Here is a 20,478-nt window from a genome sequence, read left to right on the forward strand (position 1 = left end):
GGCTTACTGGTTTGGCAGTTCCAGAGGGGACTGTCGCGGGGTTTCGGCTTCAGCCTTGCGTGCTGCTTCCAGCGCCTGGGCTTCAGCCTTGGCCTTGGCGTCGGCGGTAGCCTGCAGCTGTGCCAGTTGCTCCGGAGTCAGCAATTGCAGGCGGATCAGCATGCGCTGGACCAGGTCGCGGCGCATTTCCTGATAGGTCTGGGCCGATTCCTGGCTGGAGCCGGTGATGTTGTTGCCGTCGTGAACGAAGACTTTCTGCACTTCCAGCTTGTCGCTCAGCAGGTGCAGGTTGTCATGGGTCAGGATTTCATATTCCAGCTTGGTGCTGATTTCATACTCGGCAGAGCTGCCGCCACCGGTGTAGCTGAGGGTGCGCTGGGTATTCGCTTCGCGTAGCAGGACCAGTTTGTAGGGTGCGCCGGCATGGACGCGGACACCGCTGCTTTCCAGCTGCTGCTGCAGCATCTTCACGGTTGCGCCATAAGCGTCACGGGCACTCAGGTCGAGCTCCTTGATGCTCAGCTCCTGGGTGCCTGTACCGCGCAGTTGGAAGCCGCAGGCGCTCAGTACCAGGGCCAGGCCCATCACCAGCAGGTTACGTTTGATCATGTATTGCTCCCCTTGAAACCATATGGGCCAGCCTCGTGGCCCTGAAGGTCTTGTTCGGTGCCCGATCCCGGATCGGGCGCCTGATCCAATTAGCTGGCGACGATGTTGACCAGTTTGCCCGGTACCACGATGACCTTGCGGATGGTCAGCCCTTCGGTGAAGCGCAGTACGTTCTCATTGCTGCGTGCTGCGGCTTCGACTTCTTCGCGGCTGGCGCTGGCTGGCATCTCGATCTGGCCGCGCAGTTTGCCGTTGACCTGAATCACCAGCTGCAGGCTGTCCTGTACCAGGGCGCTTTCGTCCACGGTCGGCCATGTGGCGTCGATGACCGCGCCGTCATGGCCCAGCTCGTTCCACAATTGGTGGCTGATGTGCGGGGTGATCGGAGCCAGCAGCAGCGTCACGGCTTCCAGGCCTTCCTGCAGCAGCGCGCGATCCTGTTCGCTGGCTTGCGGGGCTTTTTCCAGCACGTTCATCACGGTCATCACCTGGGCGATGGCAGTGTTGAACTTGTGGTACTGGCCGACATCGGTGCTAGCCTGCTTGATTGCGGCGTGGATAGCCCGGCGAATCACCTTCTGCTCGTCGCTCAGGGCGGCGATTTCCAGCTTGCCTGGCAAGCCCTGTGCAACGTGGGCCTGGGCCAGGCGCCAGACGCGACGCAGGAACCGGCTGGCGCCCTCGACGCCGGAGTCGGACCACTCCAGGCTCATGTCGGGCGGCGAGGCGAACATCATGAACAGTCGGCAGGTGTCGGCGCCGTAGGCGTCGATCATCGACTGTGGATCGACGCCGTTGTTCTTCGACTTCGACATTTTTTCGGTACCACCGATTTCCACCGGCAAGCCGTCGGTCTTCAGGCGGGCGCCAATGATCTTGGCCTTGGCATCGCGTTCGATTTCGACATCGGCGGGGTTGAACCAGTCCTTGCCGCCATTGCTGGCCACGCGGTAATAGGTTTCGGCAACCACCATGCCTTGCGTCAGCAGGTTCTTGAACGGTTCGTTCGAAGTGACCAGGCCTTCGTCACGCATCAGCTTGTGGAAGAAGCGTGCGTAGAGCAGGTGCAGGATGGCGTGTTCGATACCACCGATGTACTGGTCGACCGGCAGCCAGTGATTGGCTGCTTTCGGGTCGACCATGCCCTCTTCGTAGTTCGGCGAGGCGTAGCGGGCGAAGTACCAGGACGACTCGACGAACGTGTCCATGGTATCGGTTTCACGCTTGGCCGCGGTGCCGCACTTCGGGCAGGTGCATTCGTAGAATTCCGGCATGCGTGCCAGTGGCGAACCGGCGCCATCGGGCACCACGTCTTCCGGCAGCTTGACCGGCAGCTGGTCTTCCGGCACCGGTACGTCGCCGCAGGTTGGGCAGTGGATGATCGGGATCGGGCAGCCCCAGTAGCGCTGGCGGCTGATGCCCCAGTCGCGCAGGCGGAACTGGGTGCGCGACTTGCCCAGTTCCTTGCGGATCAGGGCGGCCTCGATGGCGTCGAAGGCGCCGGGGAAGTCCAGGCCATCGAAGTCACCGGAGTTGATCAGTTGGCCATGCTCGCCGTAGGCAGCCTGCCACTCGCTGCCGACTTCGTCACCGGCGCTGGTGCGCACTACGGCTTTCACTGGCAGGTTGTACTTGTGGGCGAACTCGAAGTCGCGCTCGTCATGGGCCGGCACAGCCATTACCGCGCCATCGCCGTAGTGCATCAGCACGTAGTTGGCGACCCACACTGGCAGTTTTTCGCCGGTCAGCGGGTGCTCGACGAACAGGGAAGTGGGCATGCCCTTCTTCTCCTGGGTGGCCATGTCGGCCTCGGCCACGCTACCGCTCTTGCATTCGTCGATGAACGCCTGCAGCGCCGCATCGCCCTGGGCGGCCTGGGTGGCCAGCGGGTGTTCGGCCGCGACGGCGACGTAGGTCGCGCCCATCAGGGTGTCGGGGCGGGTGGTAAAGACCTTCAGGGCGCCGGCATGGCCGATGCTTGCCAGGTCAAAGGGGAACTGCACTTCCATGCCGCGGGACTTGCCGATCCAGTTGCGCTGCATGGTCTTGACCTGCTCAGGCCAGCCCGGCAACTCGTCGAGGCTTTCCAGCAGCTCGTCGGCGTAGTCGGTGATGCGGAAGTAGTACATCGGGATTTCGCGCTTTTCGATCAGCGCGCCGGAGCGCCAGCCGCGACCGTCGATGACTTGCTCGTTGGCCAGTACGGTCTGGTCCGCCGGGTCCCAGTTGACGGTGCCGTTCTTGCGGTAGATCACGCCTTTTTCGAACAGGCGAGTGAACAGCCATTGTTCCCAGCGATAGTAGTCCGGCTTGCAGGTGGTGACTTCGCGCGACCAGTCCACTGCCAGGCCCAGGCTGCGCAGCTGGCTTTTCATGTAGGCGATGTTTTCGTAGGTCCACTTGGCGGGAGCCACGTTGTTCTTCATCGCGGCGTTTTCCGCCGGCATGCCGAAGGCGTCCCAACCCATGGGTTGCAGGACATTCTTGCCCTGCATGCGCTGATAGCGGGAGATGACGTCGCCGATGGTGTAGTTGCGCACGTGCCCCATGTGTAGCTTGCCGCTCGGGTAAGGGAACATCGATAGGCAGTAGTAGGTCTCCTTGCCTGGCTGTTCGCTGACTTCAAACGACTTTTGCTCATCCCAGAAGGACTGGGTGGCGGCTTCGATATCACGGGGCAGGTATTGTTCGTGCATGGCTACTTTGTATTGGATAAGGGTGGCCTAATCCTCTTCAGCGCAACGTCGGGTGGTGATGGCGCCGGATATGGCGTTTTCAGTGTCCGATGGAGCTGGAAGTGGAGTTACAGGAAGCGCCGTAGCATACATGACCGCGCTCTGCCTAGGGAAACCCTGATTGCTCGCGCGGGCCGTTGGTCGCGGCGGCGCGTGGCCTGCGGCTGCCCGGCTAAGCTCAAAAAGGGGAGTGAGTCTTATCTTCGATGAGGTGAACGGATGCTTGAATTGCAGCGCAAAGCAACAGAACCGGAGGTATACGAGCGGCTGCTGAATCGATTGGCTCTGGCCCTGGATGCGGCAAGAACCGCAGATCGGCTGCGCGATGAACGCGCCGTCGAGTTGGAACTTCGGGGGCTGAGTCCTGCCGAGTTCGAATTGATCAGGGTCTACCTGGCCCGTAACCAGCGTGAAATGCCATTCAATGTATCGAGCAGCCTGCAGCACCAGGAGGCACCTCGTTCGGCCAAGATCATCTGGCTGAAGGACAAGGCCTCCGTCCGGGATTCGGTGAAAGTCCGATCCCGGCAGTTCAAGTAGGTTTCCGGGCCGTTGATTGGGCCGGATGAGGTCGTTATCGAGGACCTCGAAAGCGAAAGTGGCTGGCATCGGTTGTTGCCGGACAGACATCCCCTTTAGGCTTCGGGCATCTTTTATGGAGATGCTCGATGCCTTTTCGTTATTTCATCAAACAATTGCTGCTGCCCCCCGGCATTCTCCTGTTGTTGCTGCTGCTTGCCTGGATGTTGCGCCGTTCCAGGCCGCGCCTGGCCCGTTGTTGTTTTTTCCTTGGCCTTGGCGGTTTCTGGCTGATGAGCCTGCCGGTAGTGGTGGAGTGGGGCGCCCGAGGTCTCGAACAACTGCCTCCACTGCCACAGGAACAGTGGGCCAGGCTGGCCGAGCGGGCCGATGCGATCGTGGTCCTGGGGTCTGGTCGAGAGCGTGGCGACCCGGCCTGGGGGACCGACCAGCCCACTGGCGTAGGCCTGGAGCGCGAGCGTTATGCTGCGCGGCTGGCCAAGGCGTCCGGCCTGCCCGTGCTGACCAGCGGTGGCCTGCATTACGGCACGCCACCCACCGAGGCCGCCCTGATGGCCGTGTCAATGCGCGACGACTTCGGGGTAACGGTGCGCTGGCAGGAAGGTCGCAGCCGCACCACTTGGGAAAACGCCCAGTTCAGCGCCGAGCTCTTGCTGCCACTGGGCGTCAAGCGCGTGGTGGTGGTGACCCAGGCCTGGCACATGCCGCGCTCGGTCTGGAGTTTCGAGCACGCGGGGTTCGTCGTGGTGCCGGCACCGGTGGGGTTCCTGGGGATGGACAACGCCCGCCCCCTGGGTGGCTGGATGCCGGAGTTCAAGTCCATCTGGCAAAGTGGGCAGTTGCTCAACGAGGCGGTAGGGCAGCTGGGCTACCGCCTGTTCTATCGAGCGTCCGGGGAGCCGGCCGGGACGGCCTCAGACGGTCTTGGCGATCCGGCTGGCCAGTAGTGCCCAGCCCAGCAGCAGGGTGCACAACACTACCAATGGCCAGGATCGCCACTGCAGGTAGGGTGTCAGGTTGTGCATCGGGACCACTTCGCCATACAGGATGCCGCGTTCGAACTGAGGGATCTGCACCGTGATCTTGCCGAACGGGTCGATCAGGCCGGTGACGCCATTGTTGGTGGCGCGGATCATCCAGCGCCCGGCCTCCAGGGCCCGCATCTGCGCCATCTGCAGGTGTTGCAGGGGGCCGATGGACGTGCCGAACCAGGTGTCGTTGCTGATGGTCAGCAGCAGGTCGCTGCGGGCCGACAGGCCGGCCGCGAACTCGGGATAGACCACTTCGTAGCAGATGAACGGTGCCACCTGGTAGCCCTTGGCCTGCAGCATTGGCTGGTCGGCCGGGCCACGGGCGAAGTCGGACATCGGCAGGTTGAAGAAATCGATCAGGCCCCGCAGCACTTCCTGTAATGGCACGTACTCGCCGAAGGGCACCAGTTTCTGCTTCAGGTAGGTGCCATCTCCTTCGCCGGTGACGGTGATGCCGTTGAAATAGCGTTTCTCGTGGTGCACCAGTTGGCGTACCGGAACACCGGTGATCAGCGCCGTATGCCGGTCGGCGGCAAAGTTGCCCATCATGGCCAGGTAACCCTCGGCCGACTCCTTGAGCACCGGCACTGCGGTTTCCGGCCATACCAGCAGGTCCACGCGCTTGCTGGCGAAGCTCATGTCGCGGTACAGGGCGAGCTGGGAATTGAGCTGGGCCGGATCCCATTTCATGCTCTGCTCGATATTGCCCTGGACGGCTGCCACCGACAGCGGTTCACCCGCCGGGCTGGTCCAGGCATGCCCCTTGAGTGCCAGGCCGGTCGCCCAGGGGGCCACCAGCAGTAGCAGGCCGGCAACGATAAAACCCTTGCGGCCGTTCTTGAACAGGCGCGGCAGGTTGTAGAGCAGCGCGGCGCTCAAGGCCAGTGCGAAGGAAATCAGCCAGATACCGCCCACGGGGGCGAGCCCTGCCAGGGGGCCATCGAGCTGGCTGTAGCCGGAGTAGAGCCAGGGGAAACCGGTGAGGAACCAGCCCCGGAACGCTTCCTGGCCCAGCCACAAGGCAGCGAAGGCCAGGGCGTCGGCCAACGGTGCCTCGTTGCGCCGCAGCCAGCGGGCCCAGAGCCAGGCGGGCAGGGCGAAGAACCAGGCGATGGCAGCGATGAAGGCCAGCATCAGCAAGCCGGCCAGCAAGGCCGAGGCGCCGCCGTAGGTGTGGATGCTGACGTAGATCCAGCTGGTGCCGGCGCCGAACAGGCCGAAGCCGAAGCACCAGCCGCGGCCCAGGGCCTGGCGTGGAGTCAGTTGCCGCAAGCCGGCGTAGAACAGGCCGACGGCCAGCAATGCCAGGGGCCAGATGTCGTAGGGTGCCAGGGCCAGGGTGGTGATCGCGCCGGCTGCCACGGCCAGCAGGTTGCCGGGCCAGCCGGGTCGTGTCGAGCGCTGCAAGAGGCGTTTCATCAGCTCTTTCCTGTTCTGCACCGGGCGGGTGCGAGGAGATTGTTCGGATTGATTCAGGGGGGCGTCGTCGACTCACGCAGCGTTGTACCACCAGCCCGCCCGCAGGCCCGGCACCTGGGTCGGTGGGTCGACTGCCAGGCATGTACCGGGGGCGGGTTGGTGATGCCCGGTCCTCAGCGAGAGACGGGAGTCAAGCGCAGCAGATGGATCCGCCGGCTGTCGGCATTGAGCACGCGGAAGCGATAGGCGCCGATTTCAGTGATTTCGTTGCGTTTTGGCAAGTGGCCAAAGGCGCTCATCACCAGGCCGCCCACGGTGTCGAACTCGTCATCGGAGAAAGCGCTGTCGAAAAACTCGTTGAAGTTCTCGATCGGCGTCAGGGCCTTGATCAGGAAGTCGCCGCTGGGTAGCGGCTTGATGTAGCTGTCTTCCTCGACGTCGTGCTCGTCCTCGATGTCGCCGACGATTTGCTCCAGCACATCCTCGATGGTCACCAGGCCCGCCACGCCGCCGTACTCGTCAATGACGATGGCCATGTGGTTGTGGTTGGCGCGAAACTCGCGCAGCAGCACATTCAGGCGCTTGGATTCCGGTACGAAGGTGGCCGGCCGCAGCAGGTCCTTGACGTTGAAGCTGTCGCCGTTCTCCTTGAGGATCAGGGGCAGCAGGTCCTTGGCCAGGAGGACGCCCATCACGTCGTCGTGGCTTTCGCCGATCACCGGGTAGCGCGAGTGCGCAGAGTCGATGACCGCGGGCAGGAACTCCCGAGGGGTCTGGGTCGCCTTGATGCTGATCATCTGCGAGCGCGGAACCATGATGTCCCGGACTTGCAGGTCAGCCACCTGGATGGCGCCTTCGACGATGGCCAGCGCTTCGCTGTCCAGCAATTTGTTCTGATGGGCTTCGCGCAGCAGCTCCAGCAGCTCCTGGCGGTTTTTCGGCTCATGGGCAAAAGCCTGGGTCAGTTTGCCCAGCCATGACTTTTGCCCGTTGCTCGATCGATCTTCGCTCATAGCGATTGCTCTGAATCCTTAGGTTGTTACAGGGGTTTGTTGATCAGTTTTCGTCGTCTGCATAAGGGTCGGGATGACCCAGTTCTGCAAGCAACGTTCGTTCCAGTGCTTCCATTTCCTCGGCTTCGTCGTCATCTATATGGTCGTAGCCCAACAGATGCAAGCAGCCGTGGATCACCAGATGGGCCCAGTGGGCCTCAAGTTCCTTGCCTTGTTCGGCGGCCTCGCGCTCGACCACCGGAATGCAGATCACCAGATCCCCCAGCAGGGGGATATCCAGCAGTTCATCCGGTACGTCGGCAGGAAATGACAACACATTGGTTGCGTAATCCTTGTGACGCCAGGTGTGATTCAGCTCGCGGCCTTCGTCTTCGTCCACCAGGCGGATGGTCAGTTCCGAATCGGCAGTGCGCTGGCGCAGGGCCAGCTCGCACCATTGGCGGAACTGTTCATCGCTGGGGGCCGGCTGTTGGCTGGCGCGTTGCAGGTCAAGCTCAAGCATCGCGGCGGTTGCCCCTGTCGGCGGCAGCCTTGGCGGCCTCGTCGTCGGCTTGCAGCTCGAAGCGCTCATAGGCTTCGACGATGCGCTGCACCAGCGGATGGCGCACCACGTCCTTGGGCATGAAGTGAGTGAAGCTGATGCCGGGCACATCCTTGAGCACGTTGATCACCTGGGCCAGGCCCGACTTGGTGCCCTTGGGCAGGTCGACCTGGGTGATGTCGCCGGTGATCACTGCGGTGGAGCCAAAACCGATCCGGGTGAGGAACATCTTCATCTGTTCCACGGTGGTGTTCTGGCTTTCATCGAGGATGATGAAGCTGTTGTTCAGGGTCCGGCCGCGCATGTAGGCCAGGGGCGCGATCTCGATGACCTGGCGCTCGATCAGCTTGGCCACCTGTTCGAAGCCGAGCATTTCATACAGCGCGTCATACAGCGGACGCAGGTACGGGTCGATTTTTTGCGCCAGGTCGCCAGGCAGGAAGCCCAGTTTTTCGCCCGCTTCCACCGCTGGGCGCACCAGCAGGATGCGGCGCACTTGCTCGCGTTCCAGGGCATCCACGGCGCAGGCCACGGCCAGGTAGGTCTTGCCGGTGCCGGCCGGGCCAATGCCGAAGTTGATGTCGTTGCCGAGGATCTCCTTGACGTAGCGCTGCTGATTCAGGCCGCGGGGGCGAATCATGCCTTTCTTGGTGCGCAAGGCTACGGCGGCGTCGGCGACCGAAGGATTGTCGAGCTCTTCCACGGCGGATTCCTGCAGGAACAGGTGCACCAGGTCCGGCGACAGCTCGGTGCCCTTGGTTTCCCGGTAGAGACGGCGCAGGAGATGTTCGGCGGAGGTGGTGTGCTTGGGTTCGCCAATCAGTTCGAACTGATTGCCGCGATTGCGGATCTCGATCGTCAGGCGCTGCTCGATCAAGCGCAAGTGCTCGTCGAACTGCCCGCACAGGTTGGCGAAACGGCGAGCCTCGAAGGGCTCGAGGATGAAACGATGAGGTTCTATGGGTGCGTTCAAGGTCGTTTTTAGCCGCCCAACGGCAATTAAGATGAATTCAAGGATAACGCCAGCAGCCTGGGTGCGAAAGCTCTTATGCGGGGCAATGACTGTCGGTATTTTTTCCCGGGTCGGCTGAGCGTGGAAGCAGCCTGCCTGGCCAGCAGGTTCCCACGCAGGCCGGCTTCCAGGTTCCTACACCAGCAGTGAGCCACGCAGCGAATGGGGTTGCGCAGCGTCGATGTGGACATCGGCGAATTGGCCGATCAGCGTCGGATCATCGCAGCGGAAGTTGACGATCCGGTTGTTCTCGGTCCGCCCCTGAAGCTCCCCGGGGTCTTTCTTCGAGTAGTCGGTCACCAGGATCCGCTGGATCGAGCCCACCATTTGTCGGCTGATTTCAAACCCCTGCTGGTTCAAGCGGTGCTGCAGGGCGCTCAGGCGCTCCTTCTTCAGGGCTTCGGGGGTATCGTCCGCCAGGTCGGCGGCCGGAGTGCCCGGGCGCGGGCTGTAGACGAAGGAGTAGGAGAAGTCGAACCCTACGTCCTCGATCAGCTTCATGGTCTGCTGGAAGTCCTTTTCGGTTTCTCCCGGGAATCCGACGATGAAGTCCGAGCTGATGCAGATCCCCGGTACCGCCGCGCGCAGCTTGCGCAGTTTGGATTTGTATTCCAGGGCGGTGTGGTTGCGCTTCATCGCGGCCAGGATCCTGTCGGAGCCCGACTGGACCGGCAGGTGCAGGTGCTTCACCAGCTCCGGCACTTCGGCGTGGGCCTGGATCAGGCTGTCGGAGAACTCCAGTGGGTGCGAGGTGGTGTAGCGGATCCGCTCGATGCCGTCGACGGCGGCGACCACGCGGATCAGCTCGGCCAGGTCGGCGACGCGTCCCTCATGGGTCTGGCCGCGGTAACCGTTGACGTTCTGGCCCAGCAGGGTGACTTCGCGAACGCCGTTCTCGGCCAGGTGGATGATCTCGGCGATCACGTCGTCGAACGGCCGGCTGACTTCTTCGCCACGGGTATAGGGCACGACGCAGAACGTGCAGTACTTGCTGCAGCCTTCCATCACCGAGACATAGGCGCTGGGGCCATCGATGCGTGGCTCGGGCAGGTGGTCGAACTTTTCGATCTCCGGGAACGACACATCCACCTGCGGCAGCTTGGTACTCCGGGCGATGTCGATCATTTCCGGCAGGCGGTGCAGGGTCTGCGGGCCGAAGACCACGTCCACATAGGGGGCCCGGTCGCGAATGGCCGCGCCTTCCTGGCTGGCCACGCAGCCGCCCACGGCGATCACCATGTCCGGGTTGGCCAGCTTCAGCTCGCGCCAGCGCCCCAGTTGGGAGTAGACCCGGTCCTGGGCGCGCTCGCGGATGGAGCAGGTATTGAGCAGGATGACGTCCGCGTCTTCGGCGCGAGCCGTGACTTCCAGGGCCTGGTGCTCACCCAGCAGATCCACCATGCGCGAGCTGTCGTACTCGTTCATCTGGCAACCGTGGGTTTCGATGTAAAGCTTCTTGGCCATGGACGGGTCATCACGTGATTCAAAGAACCGCGCATTATAGGGGCCATGTCCACAGGTTCCTAGCATTGCACGTCGGGTAGCTATGCTATAGTTCGCGCCCCATTTTTGTCCGTCGATCTGTTACCCGCCCGCCATGACCAAACGCGAAGCTCCAATCTACAAGGTGATTTTCCTCAACCAGGGCCAGGTGTTCGAGATGTACGCCAAGCAGATCTATCAAAGCGATCTGTGGGGGTTCCTGGAGGTCGAGGAGTTCGTTTTTGGCGAGCGCACGCAAGTGGTGGTCGATCCCAGCGAAGAAAAACTCAAGGCCCAGTTCGAAGGCGTCGTGCGCAGTTTCGTGCCGATGCACTCGATCGTGCGCATCGACGAAGTGGAGCGCCTGGGGACGCCGAAGATCAGCGAGGCCCGTGGCGTGGGCAACGTCATGCCGTTCCCGATGCCGATGCCCGAAAAATAGCCTCGTCCGATTTCTTTTGCCGTTTGTCATGATGCGCCGCCTTGCTGGTCAGCGGCTGGCGCGAACTGTCAGGGCAGGGGTGAGAAGGGCGAGCGGCCGTCGGCGCTCTGCAATTCCAGCAGGTACTTGCGAAAAATCTGTCCCAGCACCTGGGTGGCGACTTCCAGCTCGTCGCGCTGCATGTGCTCGGCGACTTCATCGGCGGTGTCCAGGGCATCTTCGGCGCCATTGACCGCAGCCATCTTCAGCACGATGTAGGCCTGGACGTTGTTGGCCGGTACACCTTCGCCATGGAAGAACATGGTGCCCAGCTTGAACTGCGCCTGGGCGTGTCCTTGCAGGGAGGCTTTCTCGAAGTAGCTCAGGGCCTGGTTGAGGTCGCGTGGCGCGCCCTTGCCCTCGTAGTAGAACTCACCCAACTCGTATTGCGCCTGTGCATCCCCGTCATCGGCGGCTTTCTGGCACGCGGCAAGTGCCTCGGCTTGTTCCTGTGCCTGGGGATCGAGGGTGCAGCGACCCAGCGCCGGGATCAACAACGAGTTGCCGCCTGCTTGTGCGTGCGCCAGCAGGGGTTGAAGGAGCAACAGGCAGCCCAGTGTCAGGGCGCGGCCGGTGCGGTTCATGGGAATCGACTTACCTCTGAGGGGCGCGCGGGCCAGCGTGGGGCCCAATCAGCGCGCATTATGAAATAAGCAGGGCCCACCTTACAAAGTCTTTGCTCGTTTTTCTGCTGCATGGGCGCGATATCCGACGCTTTCGCCAGTATTTCCCCTGTTGTGGGGTGCAAATTCCGAGTAAAGAGCTCGACGGACGCAGCAGGGCGCTGCGTCCGTCGAGTCGATTCACTTCAGCGCGGCAAAGGCGCGTTCTGCAGCATCCAGGGTCAGCTTCAGCTCGGTCTCGCCGTGGGCGATCGAGGTGAAGCCCGCTTCGAAGGCGCTTGGCGCCAGGTATACGCCACCTTCGAGCATCAGGTGGAAGAAGCGCTTGAACAGGTTCGCGTCGCTGGACATCACGTCATCGAAGGTGACGATGTCATCGGCGCCACTGAAGTACAGGCCGAACATGCCTCCCGCCTGGGTGGTGACGAACGGGATGCCGGCGGCATCGGCGCGTTGCTGCAGGCCATCGAGCAGACGGCTGGTGTAGTCGCTGAGTTCGGCGTGGAAGCCCGGGCGGCTGATCAGGCGCAGGGTGGTCAGGCCTGCGGCCATGGCCAGCGGGTTACCGGACAGGGTACCGGCCTGGTAGACCGCACCCAGCGGCGCGATGTGCTCCATGATCTGGCGCTTGCCACCGAAACAGCCCACTGGCATGCCGCCACCGATGATCTTGCCGAAGGTCGACAGGTCCGGGGTTACGCCGTAGTGGGCCTGGGCGCCGCCGAGGGCGACCCGGAAGCCGGTCATCACTTCGTCGAAGATCAGCACCACGCCATGCTTGTCGCACTGCTCGCGCAGGCCTTCGAGGAAACCGGGAGCCGGGGGCACGCAGTTCATGTTGCCGGCCACGGGCTCGACGATGATGCAGGCCACGTCCTTGCCGGTCTCGGCGAGCATCTTCTGCACGGCGTCCAGGTCGTTGAACGGCAGGGTCAGGGTGTGCTTGGCGAAGTCCGCCGGTACCCCGGCCGAGCTGGGTACGCCCTGGGTCAGCAGGCCGGAACCGGCCTTGACCAGCAGGCTGTCGGAATGGCCGTGGTAGCAGCCTTCGAACTTGATGATGGCATCACGGCCGGTGTAGCCACGGGCGAGGCGGATGGCGCTCATGGTGGCTTCGGTGCCGGAGCTGACCATGCGCACCATCTCCATGGACGGCACGATGGAGCACACCAGGTCGGCCATCTCGGTTTCCATGGCGGTCGGTGCGCCGTAGGACAGGCCGTGCTCCAGCTGCTTGCGTACCGCATCCAGCACCTGCGGGTGGCTGTGGCCCAGGATCATCGGGCCCCAGGAGCCGACATAGTCGACATAACGCTTGTCGTCTTCGTCGGTGACGTAGGCGCCTTCGGCGTGCTTGAAGAACAGCGGAGTGCCGCCCACGCTGCGGAAGGCCCGGACTGGCGAGTTGACGCCACCGGGAATGTGTTTCTGGGCGTTGGCAAACAGGGTTTCGGAACGAGACATGGCAGGGCTCTCAAAAATCAGCAATTGACTATTCAACGATCGAACAGGGCATTGAAGGCTCGGGCGCGTTGGGTTACCTGCTCGGCGCTGTCGGCGCCGAACAGCCCGTGGACCACGGCCAGCAGGTCGGCGCCATGGCTGACCAGCGGCGCTGCGTTATCCAGGGTAATGCCGCCGATTACGCAGATGGGCAGTTGCAGGCTGGCCCGGGCCTGGTCCAGCAGCTCCAGGTTGGCAGTGGGCGCGCCGGGCTTGGTGGTGGAGTTGAAGAAGCGACCGAAGGCGACATAGCTGGCGCCTTCCCGGGCCGCTTGCTCGGCCAGCGCCAGCTGGCTGTGACAGGTGGCGCCGATGATCGCCTGGCGGCCCAGCAGGGCCCGGGCCGGTGTCAGTGGGCCGTCGGTCTGGCCCAGGTGTACGCCGGCACCGATCCGAGCCGCCAACTCGGCGTCATCGTTGATGATCAGGTGGGTCTTGTAGCGCTCGCACAGGCCGAGCAGGGCTTCGGCTTCCCGCAGGCGGCGGGCCTGGTCGTCGCTCTTGTCGCGGTACTGCAGCAGGGTGACACCGCCTTCCAGCGCTGCCTCTACATATTCCTGGAACTTGCCGGCCAACAGCTGGCTGTCGGTGATGGCGTACAGACCACGTAGTTTCATTGGGCGGGCCTCATGACATTACGAGCAGAAATCCAGCGGCAGGCGGCGCGGGACGAATTGGCCACGCCCCAGTTGTTCGGCGTCGCGCAGGGTCCGCCAGGTGTAGTCCAGGGCCGTTTTCACGGCGCTGGCCAAGTGCTCGCCCTGGGCCAGGCGGCCGGCGAGGGCGCTGGCCAGGGTGCAGCCGGAACCATGGTAGCTGCCTGGCAGGCGCTGGCAGGTATAGGTTTCACGCAGGCCATCGCGGCTGTACAGGCGGTTGTGCACTTCGTGTTCGTCGCCATGGCCGCCGGTGATCAGCAGGTGCTTGATGTAGGGCAGGAGTTTTTCTGCGCACTGGTCGGCGGTGCCCTCGGGCAGTTCCGCCAGGATCCGGGCTTCGGGGAGGTTGGGGGTGGCGATGGTCGCCAGGGGCAGCAAGCGTTCGCGCATGGCGTAACCCACTTCGTCCTTGCCCAGCCGGCCACCGCCGCCGGCGCGCAGCACCGGATCGCAGACCAGCGGCAGGTGCGGGTGCGCCTGGAGCAGCTCGACCACGGTGTCGACCATTTCCAGGGAGCCGAGCATGCCCAGCTTGACCGCGGCCACCGTGGAATCATTGAGCACGGCATTGGCCTGGGCCAGTACCCACTCGCGATCCAGGACGCGGAAATCGCTGACGTTGACCGTATCTTGCACGGTCAGGGCGGTGACAGCCGGAGCTGCATGACAACCCTGGGCCAGCAGGGCTTCGATATCTGCCTGCAAGCCGGCGCCGCCACTAGGGTCGTGGCCGGAGAGACAGAGGACAACGGGGCGGGAGCTGTAGGTATTCATGGGCGGCGAGCTTACCACCAAACGCTTTTTTGCGCGGCGCCTGGCGTGGAATGTGCCACGGCGCTTGCTCCGGGGCGGGGAACCTGACCAAGGCAACAGCTCTAGCTCGCTGGATTGCGCTGAAATGCCCGTTCTAGAGCCTTTAGACTAAAATTCGCAATGGTGTTCAATGGCCATCAGCGGCTATGCTAGAGTGGTTTCAAACCAATAACAGGTCATGCTGGTTGACGTCTACTCAAGGGAAATGGGGGACTTCCTGACACAACCGGACAAGCCACGCCGGGGCTTTAATGCGCTATTTGCTGATGTTGCTGTTGAGCCTGCCGATGCTGGCCGGTGCCGTCGAGTTCGACGAGTTCACCCAGCGCCTGCCCCTGGGCCGCGCGATGCAAGTCCTCGAGGACACCGGTGGCCAGGCGACGATCGCCGATGTCAGCTCTGGTGCTTTGGCCGGGTACTTCAAGGCCCATGACAAGGACACGCTCAATGCCGGCTACTCGCGTTCGGCATTCTGGCTCAAGATCGACCTGGACTACCGTCCCGCGAATCCGGCCGCACAACGCAGCTGGTTGCTGGAGCTGGCCTATCCGCCCCTGGATCACCTGGACCTGTACGTCCCCGACGAAGCAGGTGGTTACCGCCTGGCCGGGCGTACCGGCGATGCCTTGCCCTTCGACAGCCGGCAGATCCGCCAGAACAACTACCTGTTCAACCTGAATTTCTCTCCCCACGAACACCAGACGGTCTACTTGCGCCTGGCCAGCGAGGGTTCGATCCAGGCCCCGGTGAGTCTCTGGTCCGGCACCGCCTATCTCGAGGCCCAGCCGGTACGGCTGTATGTGCTCGGGCTGATCTACGGGGTGCTGCTGGGGATGCTGGTGTACAACCTGTTCATCTACCTCAGCGTGCGTGATACCAGCTACCTCTACTACATCGTCTATATAGCTTCGTTCGGCCTGTACCAGCTCTCGGTCAACGGTGCCGCGGTGGAGTACTTCTGGCCCGACAATCCCTGGTGGGCCAATGCCGCCACGCCCTTCTTCATCGGTTCGGCCGGCCTGTTCGGCAGCCAGTTCGCCCGCAGCTTCCTGCAGACTTCCCAGCACAGTCCCTGGGTCGACCGCATACTGCTGGCGCTGATGGGATTCGGCGCCCTGGTCATGGCCTTGTCGCTGATGACCAGCTACGCCCTGGCGCTGCGCCTGGCCACCACCCTGGCCCTGGTCTTCACCGTGGTGATCTACGTGGCGGGCATCGTTGCCTGGTGCCGCGGCCTGCGGGTGGCGCGCTACTTCATCATCGCCTGGTCGGCCTTCCTGTTCGGCGGGGTGATCAACACACTGATGGTCCTGGGCTACCTGCCGAACGTGTTCCTGACCATGTATGCCAGCCAGATCGGCTCGGCGATCGAGGTGGCGCTGCTGTCCCTGGCCCTGGCCGACCGGATCAACTCGATGCGCGAGCAGCAGGCCCAGACCTTGCTGGAGGCCGGGCAGAAACTGGAGGTGCTGAACCAGCAGCTGGCCCACAGCAACCGGCTCAAGGATGAATTCCTGGCCACCCTGACCCACGAACTGCGCACGCCGATGAACGGTGTCATCGGCTCTCTGGAATTGATGCAGACCCTGGAGCTGGACCCTGAACTGGAACAGTACCAGCAGACCGCCGCCGGTTCCGCCCGCGACATGATGCGCATGGTCAACGGCATCCTCACCCTGACCGAATTGCAGGCTGGCAAGCTCACTGCGCAGTGCCAGCCGTTCAGCCTGCGCTCGCTGCTCAGCGCCTTGCAGACCCAGTTCGGGGCCAGTGCGGCGAACAAGTCGCTGTCCTTCCAGGTTGATCTGGGCACCGGCCTGCCCGACCGCCTGCTAGGGGATCGCTGCAAGCTCAGCCACTGCCTGGAATGCCTGCTGGAAAACGCGATCAAGTTCACCCCCAGCGGCGGAGTCGTCTTGCGCGTCGTCAACCGGGCCGCGCCAGCGGGACGACTGAACCTGACCTTCGAGGTGATCGACAGCGGCATCGGCTTCATCAACCTGGATGAGGCCACCCTGTACCAGCGCTTCTTCCAGCTCGATGGTTCCATGACCCGTGAATACGGCGGCTTGGGCATCGGCCTGGCGATCTGCAGGCAACTGGTGGAATTGCTGGGTGGGCAACTGACTCACGAGTCGACCCCAGGCCATGGCAGCTGCTTCCGCCTGCATGTGCAATTCGACTGCCAGGAGCCTGTCGCACGCTCGCCGGCGACACGCCCGCGGCGCCTGCCCCAGGATTGCACCGTGCTGCTGATCGATGACAACGACGTCAATCAGCTGGTGCTGCGGGGCATGTTGCTCAAGCTGGGGTACCGGGTGCGTACCGTCGCCAGCCCTACGGATGCCTTGCAAGTGCTGGGGCGCGAGGCCATCAGCGCCGTGCTGGTGGAGGGTGACATCAGCCCCGCGCAATTGGGGGCGTTCCGTCTCCAGGCCCAGGCGTTGCCGGGTTATGCCCGTTTGCCGGTCCTGTTGGCGTGCATGCCCGGTACAGAGGGCTGCATTGCCGGCTCCGGTGCCGATTACCTGGGCAAACCGGTGAAGTTCGAGGCATTGCAGGCGGTACTGGTCAAATATGTATTGCTCGAAGAACAAGGCGAAAGCGCCGATATTTAGGCGTATATGCCACTTTGTTCAACGGGAGGCGGGTGCTTAACTGGGGTCTTGGCACACCCTGAAGGAGCCCCGCTATGAACCTCCACCAGTTCGCTGAAACCCACGAAGTCACCAACCAGCCGCCTGCCCTGGACGGTAGCAACCTCTATCGGATCGACCTGCCGTTGCAGCAGTGGATGCACCGGTTCGGCGCCGGCTGGGCCGAGTCCCGGGTCGATGCCTATGGTGCCCTGGCCGGCGGTCCGTTGATGGAGGCGGGGTTCCTGGCCAATCAGAACAAGCCCGTATTTACCAGCCATGACCGCTTCGGCCACCGGATCGACCTGGTGGAGTTCCATCCGGCCTACCACCAGTTGATGCAGGCCGCGATCGAGGGTGGCCTGACCTCGCTGCCCTGGACCGATCCACAGCCGGGTGCACACGTGGCACGGGCTGCCATGACCTACCTGCACAGCCAGGCCGAGGCCGGCAGCGGTTGCCCGCTGACCATGACCTTCGCCTGTGTGCCGGCACTGAAGCTGCAAGCGGACATCGCCGAGCAGTGGCTGCCGAAGATCCTCGCCACCCAGTACGACCCACGCAACGTCGGCATGCAGCACAAGGCCGGGTTGACCATCGGCATGGCCATGACCGAGAAACAGGGTGGCACCGACGTGCGCGCCAACACCACCCGGGCCTACCCGGTGGGCGCCACGGGCCCGGGGCAGGCTTATGAGCTGGTCGGGCACAAGTGGTTCTGTTCGGCGCCGATGTGCGATGCCTTCCTGACCCTGGCCCAGACCGACAAGGGCCTGAGCTGCTTCCTGCTGCCGCGTCATCGCCCGGATGACAGCCGCAACCAGTTCTACATCCAGCGGTTGAAGAACAAGCTGGGCAACCAGTCCAACGCCTCCAGCGAAGTGGAGTTTCGCGGTGCCCTGGCCTGGATGGTCGGCGAGGAAGGGCGCGGCGTGCCGACCATCATCGAAATGGTGGCCATGACCCGTTTCGATTGCATGGTGGGTTCCAGCTCACTGATGCGCCAGGCCCTGACCCAGGCCAGCCATCACTGTGCCCATCGCAGCGTCGGTGGCCGGGTGCTCAGTGAGCAGCCATTGATGCAGAACGTGCTGGCCGACCTGGCCCTGGAAAGCGAAGCGGCCCTGGCCCTGAGCATGCGCATGGGGCGGGCCCTGGATCACCAGGACGACGTCCAGGAAGCGAAGTTCTCGCGGCTGGTGACGGCCGTGGGCAAGTATTGGATCTGCAAGCGTGCCCCGGCGATGATCAACGAGGCTGCCGAGTGCATGGGCGGGGCCGGTTATGTCGAGGACAGCATCCTCCCGCGCCTGTACCGGGAAGCGCCGGTGAACTCCACCTGGGAAGGTTCGGGCAACGTCCAGTGCCTGGATGTGCTGCGGGCTCTGTCGAAGGAGCCGGGGGTGCTCGATGTGCTGTTCGCCGAGCTGGGTGACGGCCATGGCGACCGGCGCCTGGCCAGCCATATCGCTGGATTGAAGGAGAGCTTCAAGGACACCGACGATATCCAGTACCGTGCTCGCCAGCTGACCGAGGACATCGCCCTGGGGCTGCAAGCCAAGCTGTTGCTGGAGGCCGGCAATGAAACGGTGAGCGACGCCTTCATCGCCAGTCGCCTGGGAGGGCAGGGCGCGCGAGTCTACGGCACCTTGCCGCGTGGACTGGATGTGGCCGCCATCGTTGCCCGTTCCACTCCGCAGGGTTTCTGAGCTTCGTCGGGGCCGGTTCACCGGCCCCGACCACCATGCCACTGTTCCCGTGGGACGAGGTTGCAGGCAAGATGGACGCCTGCAAGATCAGAACACAGGGTGCTCATCGTGACCGAAGCTTTTATTGTCGTTCAATCCGCCGAACAAGCCGTGGACCGGCTGGCTGCTTTGCATGAGCAGGCCACCACGGCGCTGAGCCAGGCGCTCAAGCGTTACCTCAAGGACCGCATCGAGCCGAATGCCGAGCAGCGAGCGCTGTTCCGTTATCCCGAACTGCGCCTGACCTATCACTGCCAGGGCGAAGTGCCGCAGACCACCCGGGCCTACGCCAAGGTCCAGCTGCCAGGCACCTACAGCGTCACCGTCACCCATCCAGCGGCTTTCCGCAATTACCTGCTCGAGCAGTTGGAGCCGTTGATGCACGATTTCACCGTGACGGTGGAAGTGGGTGTGAGCGAGCAGAACATTCCCTACCCCTACGTCGTGGAGCAGGGCGATGAACTGGCCGGCTCCGGCGTGACCGCCGCGGCCCTGGCCCGGGTTTTCCCGAGCACCGACCTGTCGGCCGCCACCGATGGCATCGCCGACGGCCTGTACAACTGGGAAAACGCCAATCCGCTGCCGCTGGCGCTGTTCGACGCCGCGCGGGTGGATTTCTCCCTGCGTCGCCTGGTGCATTACACCGGCAGCGACTGGCGCCATGTGCAGCCGTGGATCCTGCTGACCAACTACCACCGCTACGTCGACCAGTTCATCGTCCATGGCCTGGAGCAACTGCGCAACGACCCGCGTTTCGTGCGCATGGTGTTGCCGGGCAACGTGATCATTGAAAAGGGCATGGACCACGGCGAAGCCTCGGCGATTGCCGCCGGGGTGGTCTGGCATCGCTACCAGATGCCGGCCTATCACCTGCAGGCCAGCGATGGCCACGGCGTGACCCTGGTGAACATCGGCGTCGGTCCATCCAATGCCAAGAACATCACCGACCACCTGGCCGTGCTGCGTCCCCACTGCTGGCTGATGATCGGCCACTGCGGCGGCCTGCGGCAGTCCCAGACCATTGGTGACTACGTGCTGGCCCATGCCTACATGCGCCGCGACGGCATCCTCGATCGCGTGGTGCCGCCGAACATCCCGATCCCGGCCCTGGCCGAAGTCCAGCTGGCGCTGCAAGAGGCGGCGGCCAACGTCACCGGGGAGAAGGGCGAGCAACTGAAGAAGCGCCTGCGCACCGGTACCGTGCTGACCTACGACGACCGCAACTGGGAATTGCGCTGGGCCGAGGAACGGCCACTGATCAACCTGTCCCGGGCCGTGGCGGTGGACATGGAAAGCGGCACCATTGCCGCCCAGGGTTATCGTCTGCGGGTTCCCTACGGCACCTTGCTGTGCGTTTCGGACAAACCCCTGCACAGCGAGATCAAGCTGCCGGGTGCGGCCAACGCCTTCTATGAGCGGGCGGTCAGCCAGCACCTGAAGATCGGCATCGAGGCGGTGGACCTGCTGCGCAGCGAGCTCAATTCCCTGCACTCGCGCAAACTGCGCAGCTTCGACGAGCCGCCGTTCCGCTGACACCTCGCCCCATGGTCATTTGGCGATCAGGCCAGTAACAGGCCGTTGAAAAACGTAGGCGAGGCAGCCAGCGCAAGGCGAAAGCAGGCGAAAAAGTGCA

17 protein-coding genes are annotated in these 20,478 nt (G+C 63.4%); 6 read left to right on the top strand and 11 right to left on the bottom strand.

What is annotated here, in order from left to right:
* Nucleotides 1-3: 3 nt before the first annotated feature.
* Both lptE and leuS read right to left on the bottom strand, forming a co-directional pair.
* Nucleotides 4-609 carry an LPS assembly lipoprotein LptE gene (gene lptE / locus LGQ10_RS23105; protein WP_058437052.1) on the bottom strand — a complete coding sequence of 202 codons (606 nt, stop codon included), beginning with the start codon at nt 607-609 and terminating at the stop codon, nt 4-6.
* A gap of 89 nt (nt 610-698) precedes the next feature.
* Entirely contained in the window at nt 699-3,305 is a 2,607-nt protein-coding gene (gene leuS, locus LGQ10_RS23110; protein WP_226523302.1) for a leucine--tRNA ligase, read from the bottom strand.
* A 258-nt stretch (nt 3,306-3,563) separates the two neighbouring features.
* On the opposite strand from leuS, the gene LGQ10_RS23115 reads away from it, so the two are divergent.
* Together LGQ10_RS23115 and LGQ10_RS23120 are read left to right on the top strand one after the other, a co-directional pair.
* Entirely contained in the window at nt 3,564-3,884 is a 321-nt protein-coding gene (locus LGQ10_RS23115) for a hypothetical protein (RefSeq protein WP_226523303.1), read from the top strand.
* A 128-nt stretch (nt 3,885-4,012) separates the two neighbouring features.
* Nucleotides 4,013-4,831 (top strand): YdcF family protein, encoded by an 819-nt coding sequence (locus LGQ10_RS23120; RefSeq protein ID WP_226523304.1) that lies wholly within the window; start codon nt 4,013-4,015, stop codon nt 4,829-4,831.
* Here LGQ10_RS23120 and lnt read toward each other — a convergent pair.
* The 5 genes from lnt to miaB all read right to left on the bottom strand — a co-directional run bounded on the left by lnt (nt 4,799) and on the right by miaB (nt 10,364).
* Nucleotides 4,799-6,322, bottom strand: a complete 1,524-nt coding sequence (gene lnt, locus LGQ10_RS23125) for an apolipoprotein N-acyltransferase (RefSeq protein WP_058437838.1) — start codon at nt 6,320-6,322, stop codon at nt 4,799-4,801. The genes LGQ10_RS23120 and lnt overlap by 33 nt on opposite strands.
* A 185-nt stretch (nt 6,323-6,507) precedes the next feature.
* On the bottom strand, nt 6,508-7,347 hold the full coding sequence (locus LGQ10_RS23130; RefSeq protein ID WP_226523305.1) for an HlyC/CorC family transporter: 840 nt from the start codon (nt 7,345-7,347) through the stop codon (nt 6,508-6,510).
* A 43-nt stretch (nt 7,348-7,390) separates the two neighbouring features.
* Nucleotides 7,391-7,849, bottom strand: coding sequence for an rRNA maturation RNase YbeY (gene ybeY / locus LGQ10_RS23135; RefSeq protein ID WP_058434585.1), 459 nt, complete (start codon nt 7,847-7,849; stop codon nt 7,391-7,393).
* Nucleotides 7,842-8,861, bottom strand: a complete 1,020-nt coding sequence (locus LGQ10_RS23140) for a PhoH family protein (RefSeq protein WP_058434586.1) — start codon at nt 8,859-8,861, stop codon at nt 7,842-7,844. Before LGQ10_RS23140 ends, ybeY begins: the two co-directional genes overlap by 8 nt.
* Before the next feature lie 174 nt (nt 8,862-9,035).
* A complete protein-coding gene (miaB, locus tag LGQ10_RS23145; protein ID WP_226523306.1) occupies nt 9,036-10,364 on the bottom strand; it encodes a tRNA (N6-isopentenyl adenosine(37)-C2)-methylthiotransferase MiaB in 1,329 nt (442 codons plus the stop codon).
* Between the two features lie 133 nt (nt 10,365-10,497).
* Between miaB and LGQ10_RS23150 the strand changes: the two genes are divergently transcribed.
* A complete protein-coding gene (locus LGQ10_RS23150) occupies nt 10,498-10,824 on the top strand; it encodes a DUF1820 family protein (RefSeq protein ID WP_022641185.1) in 327 nt (108 codons plus the stop codon).
* A 68-nt stretch (nt 10,825-10,892) separates the two neighbouring features.
* Here the strand turns inward: LGQ10_RS23150 and LGQ10_RS23155 are convergent, their stop codons facing one another.
* From LGQ10_RS23155 to LGQ10_RS23170, 4 genes are all read right to left on the bottom strand, one after another.
* Complete coding sequence (locus tag LGQ10_RS23155) at nt 10,893-11,447, bottom strand: tetratricopeptide repeat protein (RefSeq protein WP_226523307.1); 555 nt, start codon at nt 11,445-11,447, stop codon at nt 10,893-10,895.
* A gap of 219 nt (nt 11,448-11,666) precedes the next feature.
* Nucleotides 11,667-12,950, bottom strand: a complete 1,284-nt coding sequence (hemL, locus tag LGQ10_RS23160) for a glutamate-1-semialdehyde 2,1-aminomutase (protein WP_226523308.1) — start codon at nt 12,948-12,950, stop codon at nt 11,667-11,669.
* Nucleotides 12,951-12,982: 32 nt separating this feature from the next.
* The gene (gene thiE / locus LGQ10_RS23165) at nt 12,983-13,606 is read right to left on the bottom strand and encodes a thiamine phosphate synthase (RefSeq protein WP_226523309.1); all 624 of its coding nucleotides are present in this window, start codon (nt 13,604-13,606) and stop codon (nt 12,983-12,985) included.
* 18 nt (nt 13,607-13,624) lie between these two features.
* Nucleotides 13,625-14,422, bottom strand: a complete 798-nt coding sequence (locus tag LGQ10_RS23170; protein WP_031320583.1) for a hydroxymethylpyrimidine/phosphomethylpyrimidine kinase — start codon at nt 14,420-14,422, stop codon at nt 13,625-13,627.
* A 290-nt stretch (nt 14,423-14,712) separates the two neighbouring features.
* On the opposite strand from LGQ10_RS23170, the gene LGQ10_RS23175 reads away from it, so the two are divergent.
* The 3 genes from LGQ10_RS23175 (at nt 14,713) to amn (ending at nt 20,378) form a co-directional block, all read left to right on the top strand.
* On the top strand, nt 14,713-17,079 hold the full coding sequence (locus LGQ10_RS23175) for a 7TM diverse intracellular signaling domain-containing protein (protein ID WP_226523310.1): 2,367 nt from the start codon (nt 14,713-14,715) through the stop codon (nt 17,077-17,079).
* Between the two features lie 74 nt (nt 17,080-17,153).
* Entirely contained in the window at nt 17,154-18,806 is a 1,653-nt protein-coding gene (locus LGQ10_RS23180; protein WP_226523311.1) for an acyl-CoA dehydrogenase family protein, read from the top strand.
* A 108-nt stretch (nt 18,807-18,914) separates the two neighbouring features.
* Nucleotides 18,915-20,378 carry an AMP nucleosidase gene (gene amn, locus LGQ10_RS23185; protein ID WP_058436990.1) on the top strand — a complete coding sequence of 488 codons (1,464 nt, stop codon included), beginning with the start codon at nt 18,915-18,917 and terminating at the stop codon, nt 20,376-20,378.
* Nucleotides 20,379-20,478 lie beyond the last annotated feature (100 nt).

The organism is Pseudomonas sp. L5B5, from assembly GCF_020520285.1.
Classification (GTDB): Bacteria; Pseudomonadota; Gammaproteobacteria; order Pseudomonadales; family Pseudomonadaceae; genus Aquipseudomonas.